This window comes from Streptomyces sp. ID05-26A (assembly GCF_033794685.1).
Classification (GTDB): domain Bacteria; phylum Actinomycetota; class Actinomycetes; order Mycobacteriales; family Pseudonocardiaceae; genus Lentzea.
Genome location: NZ_JARAYZ010000004.1, coordinates 304,547 through 320,772, shown reverse-complemented (window position 1 = coordinate 320,772; position 16,226 = coordinate 304,547). Strand labels below are relative to the sequence as shown.

Here is a 16,226-nt window from a genome sequence, read left to right as displayed (position 1 = left end):
GAACGGCGACGATCACCCGCATGAAGAGGGCAATCATCGCCACCGTGTTCGTGCTGCTCGGTTTCGTCTCTCCCGGTGTGGCCAACGCGGAGACCGTGCCCGGTTGCGTGAGCGCCGCGCAGATCGGGTCCGCCGGGTACATCAAGTGGCGCGGCAACAACATCGCGTCCGTGAAGCAGTTCGCCGGGTGCGGTGCGAACTACTCCTACGTCTACGTCTGGGAGAGTTTCCGCGCCACCGGCCGTTACTGGGGCACGCAGACCGCGATCGCCGTCTACGGCAGCGCCGGCGACAGCACACCGGACACCTACAAAGGCGGGAACAGCAGCCAGTTCGCCCCCGTCGAGCTCTGGGGCAAGCCGGCCTCCACCCTGTCCAAGTGCACTGCCGCCTACGGCATGATCAGCGTTCAGCAGGACGACAACTTCACCGCGTTCTCCAGCAAGCGCTGCTAGCCGCGGATCGAGAACACCGGCCACGTGCCGGTGTGGTTGGTCCTGCGGGTCTCGTAGTCGATCGTGTTGGCGATCAGGTCGCTCGGCCGGTTCTCCACGAAGTTCGCGTAGAACGTCGTGTCGGCACCGGCCGAATACGGCACCGTCAGGTCGTGCTTCGCCGTCACCGCGCCACCCGGCGTCCACGACTTCACCAGCAACCGCCTGCGATCCTTGCTGGCGTAGGAGAAGTCCACGCCGTTGCCGGTCGCGACGAGGTCCTTGAACAACGACGTCGACGTGTCGACCGTCGTGGAAGTCCAAGCGCCACCGGCGAACCGTGCGAGCACGATCCTGGTGCTGCTGCTCGTGTGCACGCCGTAGCCCAGCACGAGCGAGCCGTCGTTCAACGGCACCGTCACCGGGTTCTCCTCCGGCAACGCCTTGTCCGCGGGCAGGTCAGTCGGGTTCGTCGTGACCACGCGGGTCTTGTCGGTGTCCGACGAGTCGATCACCGTGCCGAGTGACGCGCCGCCGACCGTGAACAGGTTTCCGGACGCCGTGTCGAAGTAGGCGACGTAGATGTTCTTGCCGCTGCCGTTGTGGCCCTTCGGACCGCCGTGCAGCGACCAGGTCAGGTAGACGCGGCCGTTGCGTTGCGTCACACCGAACGCGTACACCTCGGCGTACCTGTCGGCCGTGCGGCCGGAGTCGATGATCGTGCGGGGCGCGGACCACGTCCTGCCGTTGTCCGTCGACTTGATCACCTTGTACGTGCGGTACGGGTAGGACAGATCCGTGTTGTGGCTGTAGAACAGGTGGATCGTGTTGCCCGTGACGATCGGCTCGGGGTAGGTGTTCTTGTCCGTGCTGATCGTCCGCGCGGTCCACGTGCCCGTGATCGACCGCGGCGTGGGCGCCGTGTAGAGCTGCATCGACGCCGTGTGCGTGGCGCGGAAGACCGCCAGCCTGCCGTCGCCGAGCTGCGTGAGCACCGGGTAGTCGTGGTAGGCGTTGTCGTGCGTCAGGTTCAGCGTGGCGACCCGGACGGCCGCCGACCACGTGTTCGCGGCGTGGTCGAACGCCTTGACGTAGATGTCGTGCCTGGTCCCCGAGTACGTCACGAACGTCTTGTTCACCGTGGCGTCGTACACGCCCGCGCCGTTGGTGCGCAGGCACCCGTAGACGCTCGCCGTGGTGACGGTGTCGAGAGTGGGCGCGGCCTGCGCCGGTTGACAAAACGCGACAAGAAGCAGCAACACTGCGGCCAAAGCGCGCATCGCCGACCTCCGATGGGTGTCGGGGCGGCGACGATCAGACAATACTGCCTTCCATGCGGACACTGGTTGTAGCCGGGCTGTTACTGGGTCTAGCAGTCCCCGCGCACGCGGCACAGGTCGACGAGGACCCTTCGTCGTTGGTGAACCCCTTCGTGGGTACGCAGAACTTCGGCAACACCTTCCCCGGCGCCTCGGTGCCGTTCGGAATGGTGCAGGTCAGCCCTGACACGGGAGGTCAGGGCGGGTACGACTACAAGGCCACCTCCATCTACGGCTTCTCGCAGACACACCTGTCCGGTGTGGGTTGCGGCGTCATGGGCGAGCTGCCGGTGATGCCGACAGTCGGGTCCGTTGACAACGTTGACATCAACGCCTACAAGTCGGACTTCAGCCATTCGGACGAGGCAGCGCAGCCCGGGTACTACCGGGTCGGGCTGCCCAAGTACGGCGTGAACGCCGAGCTCACGGCCACGCAGCGGACCGGCTGGCAGCGCTACACGTTCCCCTCCTCGGGCGCGGCCAACGTCCTGTTCAACACCGGACGGTCGAACCAGACGGTGCTGGACTCGGAGATCCACGTCGTCGGCGACAGAACCATCGAGGGCCGGGTGCGCAACGGCCGGTTCTGCGCGGGCAAGGACGAGCACACCGTGTACTTCACGGCGACGTTCGACCGCCCGTTCGCCTCCTTCGGCGCGTGGCGGGGGAGCGTTCCCACGCCGGGCGTCCGGGACGCCGCCGGCACGGGCGGGAACGGCGCGTGGGTCACGTTCGACGCGACCGCCGACCGGGACGTCGTGCTGAAGCTCGGCCTGTCGTACACCGGCATCGAGGGCGCGCGGAAGAACCTCGCGGCGGAGGCTCCCTCCCACGACTTCGACGCCACGGTGGCGGCGGCCAAGGACACCTGGAGGAAACAGCTGGACGCCGTCCGGGTGTCCGGTGGCCCACGTGATCGGCAGGTCGCCTTCTACACCGCGCTCTACCACTCGGTGCTGCACCCGAACCTCGCCGGCGACGTCGACGGCAAGTACATGGGCTTCGACGGGAAGGTGCGCACGGCCTCGGGCTACACGCCATACCAGAACTTCTCGTTGTGGGACACGTATCGGCCGCAGAACCAGTTGCTGCAGATATTGGAACCCAAGGTCGCCCGGGACGTCGCACTGTCCGTCGTGGCCAGTGGACGGGACGGCGGATGGTTGCCGCGCTGGGCGTTGGCGTCGTCCGAGACCAACATCATGACCGGTGACCCGGTGACGCCGTTCCTCGTCGAGGCCTGGTCCAAGGGACTGCTGAAGGGACACGAGGAGGAGACGTACAAGCTGTTGCGCGCCAACGCCACGTCGTTGCCTCCCGCCGAGTCGCCGTACAACGGACGCTCCGGTGTCACCTACTACAACGATCGCGGCTACATCCCCTCCGGCCTGGAGCTGGGCAAGGACTGCGCGCACAAGGGCGGCGACAACGACTGCGTGCACCCGGCGTCCGCGACCCTGGAGTACTCGGCGGCCGACGCGTCGCTCGCCTTGATGGCCAAGGGACTGGGCAAGAAGGCCGACGCGCGGATGTTCGCCGATCGCGGCCAGTGGTACCGCAACCTGTGGGACTCCTCGATCGGCCAGTTCCGGCCGCGCACCGCCGCCGGCACGTGGCTTGCGCCGTACAACCCGGTGGACGCGTCGCACCAGTTCCACGAGGGTGGCGCCTACCAGTACCAGTGGCTCGTGCCGCAGGACCCCGCCGGACTCGTGTCGCTGATGGGCGGCCGGAAGGCGACGGAGAAGCGGCTCGACTCGTTCTTCGCCTACGACAAGCTGCTGATCGACCCGGCCGGCACCGCCCGGCAGGACTGGATCACCGAGCCGTACGACTACTACGGCAAGCCGACCTACAACCCGAACAACGAACCCGACCTGCTCGCGCCGTACATGTACCTGTGGTCGGGCACGCCGTCGAAGACCGCGACGGTCGTGCGGGCGGCGATGACGTTGTTCACGACCGGTCCGGACGGCATGACCGGCAACGACGACCTGGGCACGATGTCGGCCTGGTACGTCTTCTCGTCGCTGGGCATCTACCCGACGTTCAACGGCGCGGACTTCCTCGCCCTGTCCTCACCGCAGTTCGAGTCCGCGACCGTCCGAATCGGACAGCACGGCTCGCAGGGCGGCACGCTGACCGTGTCGGCGCGAGGTGTGTCGGACACCAACCGGTACATCAAGAACGTGTCCTTCGGCGGCCGTGACGTCCGCAAGACCTGGCTGTCGTGGTCCTCGTTGCAGCGCGGCGGGAAGCTGACCCACGAGGTCTCGTCGAAGCCGTCTTCGTGGGGCACCGGGCGCGGGGACGAGCCGCCGTCGCTCAACGACGGCGACCAGGACTCGCGCCGCGCGCTGTCGGCGTCGTTGCGCAGCACCGAGATCGTGCTGCCCACCTCGGAGTCCGCGCAGTCGCTGACCGTGCAGCTCGACGTACTGGCGCAGGCGCCGGGTGCGACGTCGGTGAAGCCGGTCGTCACGGCTCCGGCGGGCTGGAAGGTGAGCGGTGCCAAGCCGTTCGCGATCGTGTCGAGGCACCTGCCGACGCAGAAGACGGTGCCGCTGACGTTCACGGTGCCCGCGGGTGTGGCCGCCGGTTCGTACGAGGTCGCCGTGCAGGTCGAGTCGGTGTCGCTGAAGGCGGTGGTCGAGGTCAAACCGGCTGCCCTGTGCGCACTCTCGACGTGCTCGGTGGACGTGACGCCGGAGCTCAACCACGACGGCACGGCGACGGTCGCCGACTCCGCCGCGGGCAACTTCGACGGCGGCGGCTGGAGCTACGACGCGGCTCTGCTGCCACCGGCGGGACCCGTGACGTGGGGCGGCATCACCTACCAGGCACCTGACCCCACCGGCACGAAGCCGAACTTCGTGGAGGCGCACGGGCAGGGGCTGCTGCTGCCCACCGGCCAGTACTCCTGGCTGCACGTCGTGGGCTCGTCGCACAACGGACCGGTGTCGGCCGCCTTCACCGTCTGGTACACCGACGGCACCTCGGCCGAGGTCGCGGCGTCCGTGCCGGACTGGGCGGGCGGCGGTCCGGCGGTGCTGGAGATGCCCCACCGCATCAAGGCGGGGCAGGGCGTCGACGGACCGCCGGTCCGGTTGTTCGGTCAGTCGCTGAGGCTCGACGCGACCAAGACGGTCCGTTCGGTCACGCTGCCCGACGATCCGCGGGTGGAGCTGTACGCGTTGACGCTGGCGTGACCAGTGCTGGTCGGGGTGCCCCCTTGATGAACCGTTCCGCGGGCACCTCGACCAGCCGGTACAGCAGCCAGGCCGCGACCATCGAGACCACGAACATCCCCAGTGCCGCGACCAGCGGGAACGCGTGCACGTCGAGGAACTTCTCGCTCACCCGGATGACGATCTGGTGGACCATGTAGAACGCGAACGACACGGTGCCCAGCCACACCATCCACTTCGACCGCCACGGTGACCACTTGCCGGTGAGGTCGGCGACGGCGGCGGCCGGGATGAGCAGCGCCAGCGGGATCACCGTGCCCGCGACGTACGGGAACGACGCGGGCAGGTACCACGAGCCGAGGTACGCGGCCACGAACAGTGCGCTCGCGGGCCAGAGCCCTACTCCGATCCACTTGTTCTGCTGGACCACTCGGGCCATTGCCATGCCCAAAACGAACTCAAGCGCACGTACCGGAGGAAAGACGAACACAAACCAGTATTCGAGGTGTCCTGGCATTGACAGTGCAATCGCCGGAACTGTCAAAATCGCGATCACCGCCGCACTTGCGACGAGCCACGGCTTCTGCATCCGCCACCTGATCAGAAGTGGGAAGGCCAGATAGAAAGCCAATTCGCACGACAATGACCAGGCGGGTGTGTTCAGACCGAAGTAGACGCTTTCGCTCGGGAACCAGGCCTGCGTGAGCGAGAGGTTCGCGAGGGCGGCCGCCGGGGTCACCGCACCTGCTGAGACCAGCACGATGATCCAGGTCGCGAGGTGGTTGGGGAAGATCTTGGCCGCCCGGCGCCGCCAGACGGTGACCGGTCCGGTGTCCGGTTTCGCGGACCAGGTGAGCACGAATCCGGACAGGATGAAGAAGAAGCTGACGCCGGTGGCGCCCTGTCGGAACGGGACGTCCAGATAGGGCCAGAGACCGGCCGCGTTGATGTGGAATCCGAACACGATGAACGCGGCGACGAATCGCATGCCGGTCAGGGAGGGTAATCGCGCCAGTCTCGCTTCCTGGTTCTGCACGATCGTGGACTCGCGCGCGTGAACACCATTGTTACAGAATTCGTCCTGACTGTGGAATAGTGGACTTCGTGGAACGTTTGCAGAGCGGTGTCCGGTCGCGCGTGTGGGCCGACGGCGACCGGATCGTCAAGCAGGTGGTCGGCGACCCGGCGGCGTTCGAGCGGGAGATCACGGCCCTGCGGCTCGCCGAGCACACCGGCGTGGTGCCGCGCGTCCTCGAGGTCGACCACGAGCAGCGGACCGTGGTGCTCGAACGCCTGCGCTCCGACCCGCCGCGCGAGGACTGGGTGGTCGACTACGCCCGCGGCCTCGCCCGTCTGCACGGGGCGACCGGTCCGGAGCACGCCGGGCTGCTGCCCCGTCAGGTGATCCCGGACCCGGCGCCGTTCCTGCGGTTCGTGCGGGCGATGGAGGTCGAGATCGGCGGCGCCGAGGCCGAGCTGGTGTTCGAGGACACCGGGAGGTTCGACCTGCTGCACGGGGACCCGTGCGCCGGCAACGACATGTACACCGACCAGGGCGCCCGGTTCGTCGACCTCGAAGGCGCGGCGCTGGGGGACGGGCTGGCCGAGGTCGTCTACCTCCGCATCGGGTTCCCGACCTGCGCGACCGTCACGGAGACGCCCCGCGAGCTGCGCGAGGCCGCCGAACAGGCCTACTTCGAGGAACGCGGCTTCACGGCGCCGCTCGAGGACGCGTGCGTGCGGTGGTTCGTGAACGGCGACGCGCTGGTGCAGCGCGCTGAGCGGGACGGCACTGACCACCTCGCGAAGGTCGTCGACGAGGACTGGTTCTGGTACAGCACGACCGCGCGCGGCCGGCTGATGTACCGGGCGCGCGTGGTGGCGACGTTCACCGAGACCCACCCGGAGACGAGCGCGCTGGCACGGCGGTTGCTCGACCGGATGGGTCAGGTCTGGGAGCCGCAGCCGATCGGCACCGTCCGCACCCACGTCTCATGACCAGGCGGACAGCTTCAGCCGCGAGGTGAACGACCGTTCCACACCCGACACCGGGTCCACGAAGGACAGATCGCGCGCCAGCAACTGCAACGGCGACGAGAAGTCGTCCAGCGGCTGGTCCCGCAGCACCGGGTAGAAGTCGTCGTTCACGATCGGCACCCCGAGCCCGGACATGTGCAGCCGCAGCTGGTGCGTGCGGCCCGTCAACGGCTTGAGGTGGTAGCGCCCCAGCGAACCGCGATGCTCCACAAGGGACACGTGGGTCTCGGCGTTCGGCTCGCCGTCGACCTCGAACGCGGTGATGATGCCGCGCTCCTTGATGATCCGCGACCGCACCACGCGCGGCAGTTCGAGCGCGGGGTCGTACGGGGCGATCGCCTCGTACTCCTTGCGCACCACCCGGTCGCGGAACATCGTCTGGTACTTGCCGCGCAGCTCGCGCCGCACCACGAACAGCACGAGACCGGCCGTGACGCGGTCGAGCCGGTGCGCGGGGGAGAGGTCGGGCAGGCCCAGCGAGTCGCGGAGCTTCACCAGCGCCGTTTGCATGATGTGGGCGCCGCGCGGGATCGTCGCGAGGAAGTGCGGCTTGTCGGCCACCACGATGTCGTCGTCCTGGTGGACCACGCCCACCTCGAACGGCACCGGCACCTCGACGGGCAGGTCGCGGTGGAACCAGATGTAGGAGTCGGGCACGAACGGCGCGTCGACGCCCAACGGCCCGGAGACGCCCCAGATCCGCTCCTCGGCCAGCATCTCGTCGACGCGTTCGGCGGCCACGCGCGGCAGCCGTTCCACGAGGTGGTCGCGCAACGACGGCCAGTGGCCCTCGGAGGGCATCTTCAGCCGCGCCGCGTCCAGGCCGTTGCGCTGGGGAAGTGGGGAGGAGGGTTTGCGTCTCATCGCACCGGCCAGTCTAAATATTCGGGAAAACCGAACGATATCGCTTACAAACATTCGCTGTACCGAAGGGATGGTGGACCCGAGACTGGGCGCATGTCGGTCTTCCTCGTCCTCGGCTCGGTCATCTCACTGCAGTTCGGCGCGGCGTTCGCGAACCAGCTCTTCGGCCAGATCGACGCGCCCGGCGCCACGGCACTGAGGCTCGGCATCGCGGCGCTGATGCTGTGCGTGGTGGTCAGGCCGAAGTTCCGTCAGGAGACGCTCGTGCTCGGGATGACCATGGCCGGCATGAACGGCACGTTCTACCTCGCGCTCGACCGCATCCCGCTCGGCGTGGCGGTGACGATCGAGTTCCTCGGGCCGCTCGGGCTCGCGGCCGTGCTGAGCAGGCGGGCGCGGGACTTCGTGTGGGTCGGGCTGGCGCTCGCCGGTGTCGTGGTCCTCGGCGTGCACGAGTACACCGGCGCGAAGCTCGACCTGATCGGCGTGGCGCTCGCGTTGATCGCGGCCGCGTTCTGGGCCTGCTACATCCTCGCCGGGCGCAAGCTCGCGACGGCCGGGCTCGGCACCGGTGGGCTCGCCGGGGCGAGCCTGATCGCGGCGGCGCTCACGTTGCCGTACGGGCTGTCGACGGCCGGAGCCGCGTTGTTCGAGCCCAAGATGCTCCTGCTCGGCACTCTCGTGGCGCTGCTCGCGTCCGCGATCCCGTACACGCTGGAGATCCGCGCTCTGAAGACGTTGCAGGCCAGCACGTTCGGCGTGGTGCTCGCGCTCGAACCCGCCGCGGCCGCGCTGGCCGGAGCGTTGCTGCTCGGCCAGCACCTGAGCCTGATCTCGTTGTGCGGCATGGCGCTGGTGATCACGGCAGGGGTTGGAGCGGCGCTACGGAGAGCGCCAGCGCCTCGCGGAAGGCCCGCACCGCGGGATGCTGACCTCGTCCTGCCCGTGCCGCAGTGAACAGCAGCCGGGACTTCGGTTCCGGCAGCTCGTGCAGGTCCACGGTGATCTCGCGGTCGTACCAGATCAGGTCCGGCAGCAACGCGACCGCGAGACCCCGTTCCACGAACCGCAGCTTCACCAGCACGTCGGTCGAGGAGAAGCGCACGTCCGGCTCGAAGCCGTTGTGGCGGCACCAGTTCACGTTGAAGATCCGCTGAGGGAACCCCTCGGTCTCCATGATCCACGGGTAGGAGCCGATCTCGTCCGTCGCGAGTCCACGTGGGACGGCGAGCCGGATCGGGTCCCGGCACAGTTCCCGGTACTCCAGACCCGTGAACCTGGCCTCCGGCTGGTCCGGCCACTCCTCCACGAAGACGAGGTCGAAGTCCCTGGCGTTCAACGCGGAAAGCGCTTCCGCCGGGTCGAGGACCTGGAACTCGATCCGCAACGACGGGTGCTCGTCCCTCATCCGCGCCAGCGTCGCCGGGATCAGCGCCAGCGCCGCGGTCTGGAACGTCGCGACCCGCAGCGTGCCGGTGATCTCGTGCAGGGAGGCGGCCACCTCGGACTCGGCCTGGTCCAGCCGCGCGAGCACCTCCTCGGTGTGCCGCACCAGAATTTCGGCCTGCGGCGTGAGCTTGACACGACGCCCGACCGGTTCCAGCAGGGGCACGCCGACCTCGGTTTCCAGCAACGACAGCTGCTGCGAGACCGACGAGGGGCTGTAGTTCAGCGCCTGCGCGACGGCCGCGAGCGTTCCCCTTCGGGAAAGTTCGCGCAGCAGTCGCAGACGATGGAGGTCGAACATCGGATCATTATCCGATACAGTCTCGTCACCGCCCCCTGGAAATACGTGCTGTCCTCAGCACGTTTTGAGGAGGTATCGGTATGTCCAAACGACTCCGCAACGTCGCGGGGATCGCGATGGCAACCGGTCTGCTCGTGTCGGTCGCCCCGGCACAGGCCCAGGTTGAAACCGGTCCGTGGACCAGCTACTCCCCGTCGTTCACCGTCCAGGAACGCGGCTGCGGCACCGTCAGCAACCTGACTTTCCAACTCACCTGCTCCACCGCGAGCGGTGACCAGCGTGCCGAGCGGCGTTACGCCACTTACACCGGCGGCACGCGCCAGTTCGAGGGCAGCTTCCGGATCACGAGTCTCGGCGGCACCCGCATCAGTCTCAAGCAGACGTTCCGGGAGGCCCCCAGCGCGGGACCGTTCTGGATGCTTGCCGTGGAACGCGGCGGCCGGCTCTACGCAGTGCACGGGGGCGCCACCATCGCCACCGGCGCGACCGTGGGCACGACCGTGCGCGTGAACACCGTGCACAACACGTCCACGGAACACCGCACGTACATCAACGGCTCCCGTGCACACACGTACGCGAGCAGCGGTACGAGTTTCTACGACAAGTTCGGCGCGTACCGGACGTCCAGCGGCCAGGGACCGGCCACGGTCACCTGGAGCAACGTGCGGTTCTGGCGCAAGTGATCAAACGCTCTGTGATGGTGTTCCTGCTGTTCTTGGCTGCCTGCGGCCAGGAACAGCAGGACCCCGCGCTGACGTCCGAGCTGACCTCGCCGATCGACGTGACGCTGCACTGGCGTCCGGAGGCGGGGTCGGCCGGGCAGGTCGTCGAGTACGCGAACTCCGCCGACGGCGAGTACACGATCCTGGAGTTCGCCGCACCGGCGAAGGACACCTACGAGCACCCGGACCTGATCCCGGAAACCCAGTTCTACTACCGGGTCCGGCCGTTCACGGGCGCCGCCTCGACCACTGTGGACGTCTCGTTGCCGCCAGGCGACGAGGTGCCGGAGATCGAGGGGCCGGACTGGACCGCGCCGGTCAAGGCCGGCGGGGGCAAGAACCCCGTGTCCTCGCCGGAGTCCGCGGCGGCGGAGCTGAAAGCCGAGGTGAAGAACGCCAACGGGATCCTGTTCACCTGGCAGGACCGGGCGGCGGACGAGGACGGGTACCTGATCGAGGTCAAGCCCTCGGGTGCGGCGGACTACCGCGTCGCCGTGCAGCTCGACCCGGACACCACCTCGTACGGGGTGATCACACTCCCAGACGAGAAGGTCGCGACCTATCGGGTGCGCGCGTTCCGGTTCGGGTCACCGTCGAACCTGACGCATCAGACGACGGGGAAGGCCTGAGCGCCTGTCTGGCACTCCACGCGCTCGCGGCGAGAAGCAACGCCGCGAGCGCGTAGGGCCAGGTCGTGCGTTCCGTGACCGCCAGCGCGACGTTGATCGCGGACAGCAGCCCGAACACGCTGGTCAGCAGCCACCAGGTCAGCAAATCGTCGTTCGCGTCAGCGCTCATGTGGGTGGGCTACCCGTTGTCCTCCGCTTTCACACCCTCTTCTTCCTCTTTTTTCTCACCGCGCCGGCGCATGAACCCGAAACCGGGGATGCCGAGGATCGCCTGACGCATGTCGCTGGTGACTTCGAGCAGCTGGTGGACCTCGGGGCCGACCTTGTCCAGGGTGGCGAGGATCGGCAGGATGTCGCTGGTCAGGTGCTCTGTCAGCACCGGCAGCTCGTCAACGAGCTTGATCGCGGCCTCGATCTCGTGCGGCGAGAGCTCCTCGACGAACCGCTTCGCGAGCGGCTGCGCCTGCTTCGCTATCGGCTCGTACATGTCGATCAGCTCGTTGGCCGTGTGCGCGGTGTTGCCGGCCGCCGTGACGACGAGGCCGGCCCGATCGGCGACGTCGCTCGCGCTCGCCGTGATCGCGCGGACCTCGACGACGGCCTTCTCCGCGTCGGCGACCACATCGGCCGTGCGGTCGACCAGTTCGCCGGCCCTCGCGACGATGCCATCAACGGCGTCTATGGTGCCGTTCACCTTGCGGACGAGTTGTTCGACTTCGCCGATGAGGCTCAGCACACGGGCCGGAACCGCCGCGACGGCCGCCGTGGTGCCGAGCGCGGTGTCGAGCGCCTGCTTGGCAAGTCCCATGCCGGGGATTTCCATGCGTCCACTCTGCCTTACGCGTTGGTCGGTTTGGGGGAACGCCATACGTTTTCCAAAACTGTCAGACCCCGTCATTACATTCACTGATGTCTGCCAACCGGCTGGCCGGGCGAACCGGGAACCATGCGCCGCCCGAAGTTGTCAGAGCCGGGGGTTAGCATCCCCGGCGGGCGAGGGAGGGCGCGTTATGTCTTGGTGGCACCGGATCAGACGCATTATCTCCGGTGGAGGGCGGGAGTCGGCGAGTTTCGTCGCGGCACTGCTGGGTGTTCTGGTGCTCGCGGGCGCCGCGCTCGGGCAGGGCATCTCCCGCACGTCGGTCGCGGTGTCGGACGGGCTCACCTGGCTGGGCGACGACCAGCGCGGTGAGGTCGTGCAGATCAACCCCGGTTCGGGCAAGCCGCAGACGCGGTTGCAGATCAGCGGCCCCGATTCGCAGCTCGAGATCGCGCAGGAGGACGGCCGGCTGATCGTCCTGAACCGGCGCACCGGCGAGATCACCGTCATCGACCTGGCGACGCTGCTCGCCTCCGGCCGCCGGCAGGCGCCGCCCGGTGCGACGAGCAAGGTGCTGGTGGCGAACGGGATGGTGTTCGTCGTCGACCGCGCGTCCGGCACCGTGCACACCGCCGATCCGCTGTCCCTGGCCGACATCGGGCAGAGCTGGCAGGCCGGTCAGCCGCTCGCCGACGCCGTCGTGGACGAGCGCGGCGTGCTCTGGCTCGTCGATCACGGCGGCACGCTGAGGTCGCTCGACTGGTCGGACGACGAGGAGCGGTTCCAGGAGCGCTCGCACCGCCAGGTCACCGGCGCCGGGCCCCGCACCGTTCTCGTGCCGCACGACCAGGGCGTCACGCTCATCGGTCTCGACGGCGGTGTCGTCGTGCGCGACGGCACGGGTGAGGACGTGGACTCGTCCACGGACCGCTCGGACGCCGAGGTGATCGCCGCGCAGTCCTCGCCGATCGACCTCGTGCCCGCGTCGGTGCCGTCGTCCTCGGTCGTCGTGCTGGTCGTCGGCCGTGAGGTGCTCCGCGTCGACGTCGGCGCGATGGGGTGCCCGAAGCCGGGCCGGCCCGCGGTGTTCCGCGACAAGGTCTACGTGCCCTGCAAGGGCTCCGGCAAGGTCATCATCCTCGACCGCGGTGGCAGTCGCGGTGGCGACGACGTCCGCACGTCCGGTGGTGCCGACCCCGAGCTCGTGTTCGACGACGGCCGGCTGTTCGTGAACGTGCCGGGCTCCTCGTCGGGTGTGCTGGTCGACCCGGACGGCGCGACGCGCTCGCTGACGATCCGCAGCCCCGAACTCCCGGTGAAGGACCCGGACCGCTCGCCGCCGCCTTCGGTGCCGCCACCCCCGCCGCCGAACCCGAACGAGCCGCAGAAGCCGCCGCGCAACCCCGGCAACGGCAACAACCCCCCGCCGACCACCGAGGTCTCGACTCCGTCCACGCCGTCGGTGCCGCCGTCCGCCGGGGGCACGGCTCCGGCCGCGCCCGCGGGCGTCTCGGTGCGGGAGAAGTCCCGCAACGCCTCCGCGCTCGTCGTGACGGTGAGCTGGAACGCGGCCACGTCGGCCGATCCGATCGTCGGTTACACCGTGTCGGGCTCCGGTTCGTTCAGCGGTGGCTCGGTGTCGGCGCAGTCGGCGGGCACGTCCGTCGATCTCTCGGTGCCCTGCGCGGGTTCCACGTTCTGCACCAGCGGCCGGTTGGACGTGACGGTGCGCGCGTCGACGGCTTCGGTCGCCGGTGCCGCGGGCATGGCCGCGTTCACGGTGACGCCGCCGCCGAACAACCCGCCGCCGCCCCCGCCGGTGACGACGACCACGACGCCTCCGCCGCCTCCACCTCCGCCGCCGGTGACGACCACGACGACCCCGCCGCCTCCGCCGCCTCCGCCGCCACCGCCCTCGTTGCCGAGCGCGGGTGCCGTGGTGATCACGAGCATCACCGGTGGCCGGATGCTTCCCAGGCGCACCGTGAACATGGCGCCGCCCGCGGACTGGGCGAGCCACAACGGGCGCTGCGAGGTCGTGAACACGACGCAGGGCTACGCGGTCGGAATCCCGTGCAACGCCACCACTGCGCAGATCGACCTGGAAGAGGGCGGCAACCTCATCGTCGTGCGCGCCTACGCGGCGTCCGGCGGTGGCCAGGTCGACTCGGCGTCGCGCAACGCGATGTACATCATCGACGAGTGCCAGGGGAAGCCCGGCTGCGTTCCGCGGATGGTTCCGGCCGGGGTGGAGACCGCGCCCATGGGTGCGGGTGGCCTCGGGCTGCTGGCGTGTGCGTTCCTGCTGCGCATCGGTGCTCGTCGTCGTGGAGATGAGGAAAAGTGATCGACACCGGTGAGGTCTCGGCCTTCCGCGACCTGCACACCCGCCTGGGCGACGCGGTCGAGAGCGCCGTGCGCGGCAAGCGCGACGTGGTCGACCTGGTGCTGGTGGCGATGTTCGCGGGCGGTCACGTGCTGCTCGAGGACGTGCCGGGCACCGGGAAGACGACGCTGGCGCGTGCCGTCGCGGGGGCGCTGGGCGGGGTGTCGCGGCGCGTGCAGTTCACGCCGGACCTGCTGCCGTCCGACGTCACGGGCACCTCGGTCTACGACCCGCAGACGGGCCAGATCCGGTTCCGGCCGGGTCCGGTGTTCGCGAACATCGTGCTGGCGGACGAGATCAACCGCGCGGCGGCCAAGACGCAGTCCGCGCTGCTGGAGGTCATGGAGGAGCGCACGGTCACGATCGACGGCATCGGGCACGCGGTGCCCGATCCGTTCCTCGTGGTCGCGACGCAGAACCCGATCGACCTCGACGGCACCTACCGCCTGCCCGAGGCGCAGCTCGACCGCTTCATGCTGCGCACCTCGATCGGCTACCCGTCGGTCGAGGACGAGCTGGACGTGCTGCGCCCCGGCAGCGGCGCGGGCCGGATCGCCGACGTCCGCACGGTGTCGTCGCCGCGCGAGATCAGCTCGTTCAGCGGCCGCCTGCAGTTGCTGCACGTCGCGGACCCGATCCTGCAGTACATCTCGTCCCTGGGCACGGGCACGCGTTCCGACGAACGGCTCCGCCTGGGCGCCTCGACCCGTGGCCTGCGCACGCTCGTGCGTTGCGCACAGGTGTACGCGGCGTCGAAGGGCCGGCACTTCGTTGTGCCGCAGGACATCCAGGACATCGCGGACCCGGTGCTCGCGCACCGCCTGGTGCTGACGCGCGAGAGCGTCCTGTCGGGCGTGACGACGTCGGAGGTGCTGGCCGACGTGCTCTCGCACGTGGCGGTGCCCAAGCCCGCGGCACAATGAGACTCACCGTGCGCGGCACCGGCACCGCGGTGCTGGGCCTGCTGATGCTCGGCGTCGGTCTGTGGTGGCGTTACGCGGGCATGGCGGCGTTCGGCCTGGCACTGACCGCACTGGTCATCGCCTCGATCGTCTCCGTGCTCATCGCCTCGCCACTCTCGGTCTCCCGCACCGTCCGCCCGCGCACCGTCCCCAGACTCGCGCGCTGCAACGGCCGCCTGGAACTCTCGTCCACCGGCAGGTGGCCGGTGGCGCTGGACGCCGTCGACATGGTGGCCGGCGCCCCGATGGACGTGGACGTACCGCTGCTCAAGCCCGGCGAGGTCGAGGCCGTCGACTACGCGATCCCGACCGAACGCCGAGGCGTCTTCGACGTGGGCCCGCTGACGTTGCGCCGCAAGGGCTTGGCTGGCCTGGCACAGGCCCGCACGGTGCTGGGCGAGGTCGTCCAGGTACGGGTGATCCCGCGCGTCCTGCCAGTCCGCGGCCTGCCGTCAGGCGCCCGCCGAGGCCAGGTGGGAGCCGACGAACGCGTCGAGCGCGGCGGCACCGACCTGGTGGGCCTGCGCGAGTACGTGCCGGGCGACGACCTGAGGCGCCTGCACTGGGCCACCTCGGCCCGCACCGGCACCCTCATGATCCGAGAGGACGCCGACCCGGCCCGCCCGCACCTGGCCGTGCTGCTGGACGACAGCGAGTCCTCGTACGCCGAAGCCCAGCGCTTCGAGGAGGCCGTGGAGGTGGCGGCGTCCCTCATCACCTCGGCCCTGGAGCAGGGACACCCGGTGCGGCTGCTGACGTCGTCCGGCGGCACCGACATCGAGGAACAGCAGGACTCGGCGCCGATCCTGTCCGCCCTGGCCGACCTCGAACTGAAGGACGTGGACGGCCGCCCGACCGTGCCGGTGCGCGACCTCGACGTGGTGGCCGTGGTCAGCGGCAAGCAGGTTCCGGCCCTGGTGCTGGAGGCGGGCCGGGCGGCGTTCGGCGTGGTCCTGGTGGTGGACGAGAAGCGGCCGGTGGGGGCGGCGGGTTCGGTGCTGGTGGTCAGCGGGGCACGGGCGGAGGACCTGGTCGACTCGTGGAACGCGGTGGTGGCGCGATGACGCGCGGTGGACGAGGCCTGGCGGCGCGTGCCGCGTGTGGTGTGGCGGGGTGTG

At 69.2% G+C, this 16,226-nt stretch carries 14 protein-coding genes; 9 read left to right on the top strand and 5 right to left on the bottom strand.

Annotation, left to right across the window (positions count from 1 at the left end; genetic code table 11):
* The first annotated feature begins 20 nt into the window (after nt 1-20).
* On the top strand, nt 21-455 hold the full coding sequence (locus tag PV646_RS32720) for a hypothetical protein (protein WP_500346158.1): 435 nt from the start codon (nt 21-23) through the stop codon (nt 453-455).
* Here the strand turns inward: PV646_RS32720 and PV646_RS32715 are convergent.
* Nucleotides 452-1,714, bottom strand: coding sequence for a BNR-4 repeat-containing protein (locus PV646_RS32715; protein ID WP_500346157.1), 1,263 nt, complete (start codon nt 1,712-1,714; stop codon nt 452-454). The two genes, PV646_RS32720 and PV646_RS32715, sit on opposite strands and share 4 nt — an antisense overlap.
* A 53-nt stretch (nt 1,715-1,767) precedes the next feature.
* Between PV646_RS32715 and PV646_RS32710 the strand changes: the two genes are divergently transcribed.
* Nucleotides 1,768-4,962, top strand: a complete 3,195-nt coding sequence (locus tag PV646_RS32710; RefSeq protein WP_500346156.1) for a GH92 family glycosyl hydrolase — start codon at nt 1,768-1,770, stop codon at nt 4,960-4,962.
* Here PV646_RS32710 and PV646_RS32705 read toward each other — a convergent pair.
* Complete coding sequence (locus PV646_RS32705) at nt 4,910-5,929, bottom strand: acyltransferase family protein (protein WP_500346155.1); 1,020 nt, start codon at nt 5,927-5,929, stop codon at nt 4,910-4,912. The two genes, PV646_RS32710 and PV646_RS32705, sit on opposite strands and share 53 nt — an antisense overlap.
* Nucleotides 5,930-6,045: 116 nt before the next feature.
* On the opposite strand from PV646_RS32705, the gene PV646_RS32700 reads away from it, so the two are divergent.
* Entirely contained in the window at nt 6,046-6,939 is an 894-nt protein-coding gene (locus PV646_RS32700; RefSeq protein WP_500346154.1) for a phosphotransferase family protein, read from the top strand.
* Here PV646_RS32700 and PV646_RS32695 read toward each other — a convergent pair.
* Nucleotides 6,934-7,842, bottom strand: a complete 909-nt coding sequence (locus tag PV646_RS32695) for an RluA family pseudouridine synthase (RefSeq protein ID WP_500346153.1) — start codon at nt 7,840-7,842, stop codon at nt 6,934-6,936. The genes PV646_RS32700 and PV646_RS32695 overlap by 6 nt on opposite strands.
* 93 nt (nt 7,843-7,935) lie before the next feature.
* On the opposite strand from PV646_RS32695, the gene PV646_RS32690 reads away from it, so the two are divergent.
* On the top strand, nt 7,936-8,799 hold the full coding sequence (locus tag PV646_RS32690; protein WP_500346152.1) for an EamA family transporter: 864 nt from the start codon (nt 7,936-7,938) through the stop codon (nt 8,797-8,799).
* Here the strand turns inward: PV646_RS32690 and PV646_RS32685 are convergent.
* The gene (locus tag PV646_RS32685; RefSeq protein WP_500346151.1) at nt 8,702-9,589 is read right to left on the bottom strand and encodes a LysR family transcriptional regulator; all 888 of its coding nucleotides are present in this window, start codon (nt 9,587-9,589) and stop codon (nt 8,702-8,704) included. The two genes, PV646_RS32690 and PV646_RS32685, sit on opposite strands and share 98 nt — an antisense overlap.
* Before the next feature lie 80 nt (nt 9,590-9,669).
* On the opposite strand from PV646_RS32685, the gene PV646_RS32680 reads away from it, so the two are divergent.
* Together PV646_RS32680 and PV646_RS32675 are read left to right on the top strand one after the other, a co-directional pair.
* Complete coding sequence (locus tag PV646_RS32680; RefSeq protein ID WP_189156940.1) at nt 9,670-10,272, top strand: hypothetical protein; 603 nt, start codon at nt 9,670-9,672, stop codon at nt 10,270-10,272.
* Complete coding sequence (locus PV646_RS32675) at nt 10,269-10,940, top strand: fibronectin type III domain-containing protein (protein ID WP_500346150.1); 672 nt, start codon at nt 10,269-10,271, stop codon at nt 10,938-10,940. Before PV646_RS32680 ends, PV646_RS32675 begins: the two co-directional genes overlap by 4 nt.
* Nucleotides 10,941-11,118: 178 nt before the next feature.
* Here PV646_RS32675 and PV646_RS32670 read toward each other — a convergent pair whose 3' ends face one another.
* Nucleotides 11,119-11,763 (bottom strand): hypothetical protein, encoded by a 645-nt coding sequence (locus tag PV646_RS32670; protein WP_500346149.1) that lies wholly within the window; start codon nt 11,761-11,763, stop codon nt 11,119-11,121.
* Nucleotides 11,764-11,950: 187 nt separating this feature from the next.
* On the opposite strand from PV646_RS32670, the gene PV646_RS32665 reads away from it, so the two are divergent.
* From PV646_RS32665 to PV646_RS32655, 3 genes are read left to right on the top strand one after another with little or no spacing between them, the layout of a single operon-like run.
* The gene (locus tag PV646_RS32665; protein ID WP_500346148.1) at nt 11,951-14,107 is read left to right on the top strand and encodes an NHL repeat-containing protein; all 2,157 of its coding nucleotides are present in this window, start codon (nt 11,951-11,953) and stop codon (nt 14,105-14,107) included.
* Nucleotides 14,104-15,069, top strand: a complete 966-nt coding sequence (locus PV646_RS32660; protein ID WP_500346147.1) for an AAA family ATPase — start codon at nt 14,104-14,106, stop codon at nt 15,067-15,069. The genes PV646_RS32665 and PV646_RS32660 overlap by 4 nt, the downstream gene beginning before the upstream one ends.
* A complete protein-coding gene (locus tag PV646_RS32655; RefSeq protein WP_500346146.1) occupies nt 15,066-16,172 on the top strand; it encodes a DUF58 domain-containing protein in 1,107 nt (368 codons plus the stop codon). The genes PV646_RS32660 and PV646_RS32655 overlap by 4 nt, the downstream gene beginning before the upstream one ends.
* The last annotated feature ends 54 nt before the right edge of the window (nt 16,173-16,226 follow it).

What these genes read in the sequence shown, in the direction of transcription:
- PV646_RS32655 (WP_500346146.1), top strand. Translation starts at nt 15,066, where the DNA reads ATGAGACTCACCGTGCGCGGCACCGGCACCGCGGTGCTGGGCCTGCTG.
- PV646_RS32710 (WP_500346156.1), top strand. Translation starts at nt 1,768, where the DNA reads ATGCGGACACTGGTTGTAGCCGGGCTGTTACTGGGTCTAGCAGTCCCC.
- PV646_RS32695 (WP_500346153.1), bottom strand. Translation starts at nt 7,842, where the DNA reads ATGAGACGCAAACCCTCCTCCCCACTTCCCCAGCGCAACGGCCTGGAC.
- PV646_RS32720 (WP_500346158.1), top strand. Translation starts at nt 21, where the DNA reads ATGAAGAGGGCAATCATCGCCACCGTGTTCGTGCTGCTCGGTTTCGTC.
- PV646_RS32670 (WP_500346149.1), bottom strand. Translation starts at nt 11,763, where the DNA reads ATGGAAATCCCCGGCATGGGACTTGCCAAGCAGGCGCTCGACACCGCG.
- PV646_RS32705 (WP_500346155.1), bottom strand. Translation starts at nt 5,929, where the DNA reads ATGCGATTCGTCGCCGCGTTCATCGTGTTCGGATTCCACATCAACGCG.
- PV646_RS32715 (WP_500346157.1), bottom strand. Translation starts at nt 1,714, where the DNA reads ATGCGCGCTTTGGCCGCAGTGTTGCTGCTTCTTGTCGCGTTTTGTCAA.
- PV646_RS32665 (WP_500346148.1), top strand. Translation starts at nt 11,951, where the DNA reads ATGTCTTGGTGGCACCGGATCAGACGCATTATCTCCGGTGGAGGGCGG.
- PV646_RS32685 (WP_500346151.1), bottom strand. Translation starts at nt 9,589, where the DNA reads ATGTTCGACCTCCATCGTCTGCGACTGCTGCGCGAACTTTCCCGAAGG.
- PV646_RS32690 (WP_500346152.1), top strand. Translation starts at nt 7,936, where the DNA reads ATGTCGGTCTTCCTCGTCCTCGGCTCGGTCATCTCACTGCAGTTCGGC.
- PV646_RS32680 (WP_189156940.1), top strand. Translation starts at nt 9,670, where the DNA reads ATGTCCAAACGACTCCGCAACGTCGCGGGGATCGCGATGGCAACCGGT.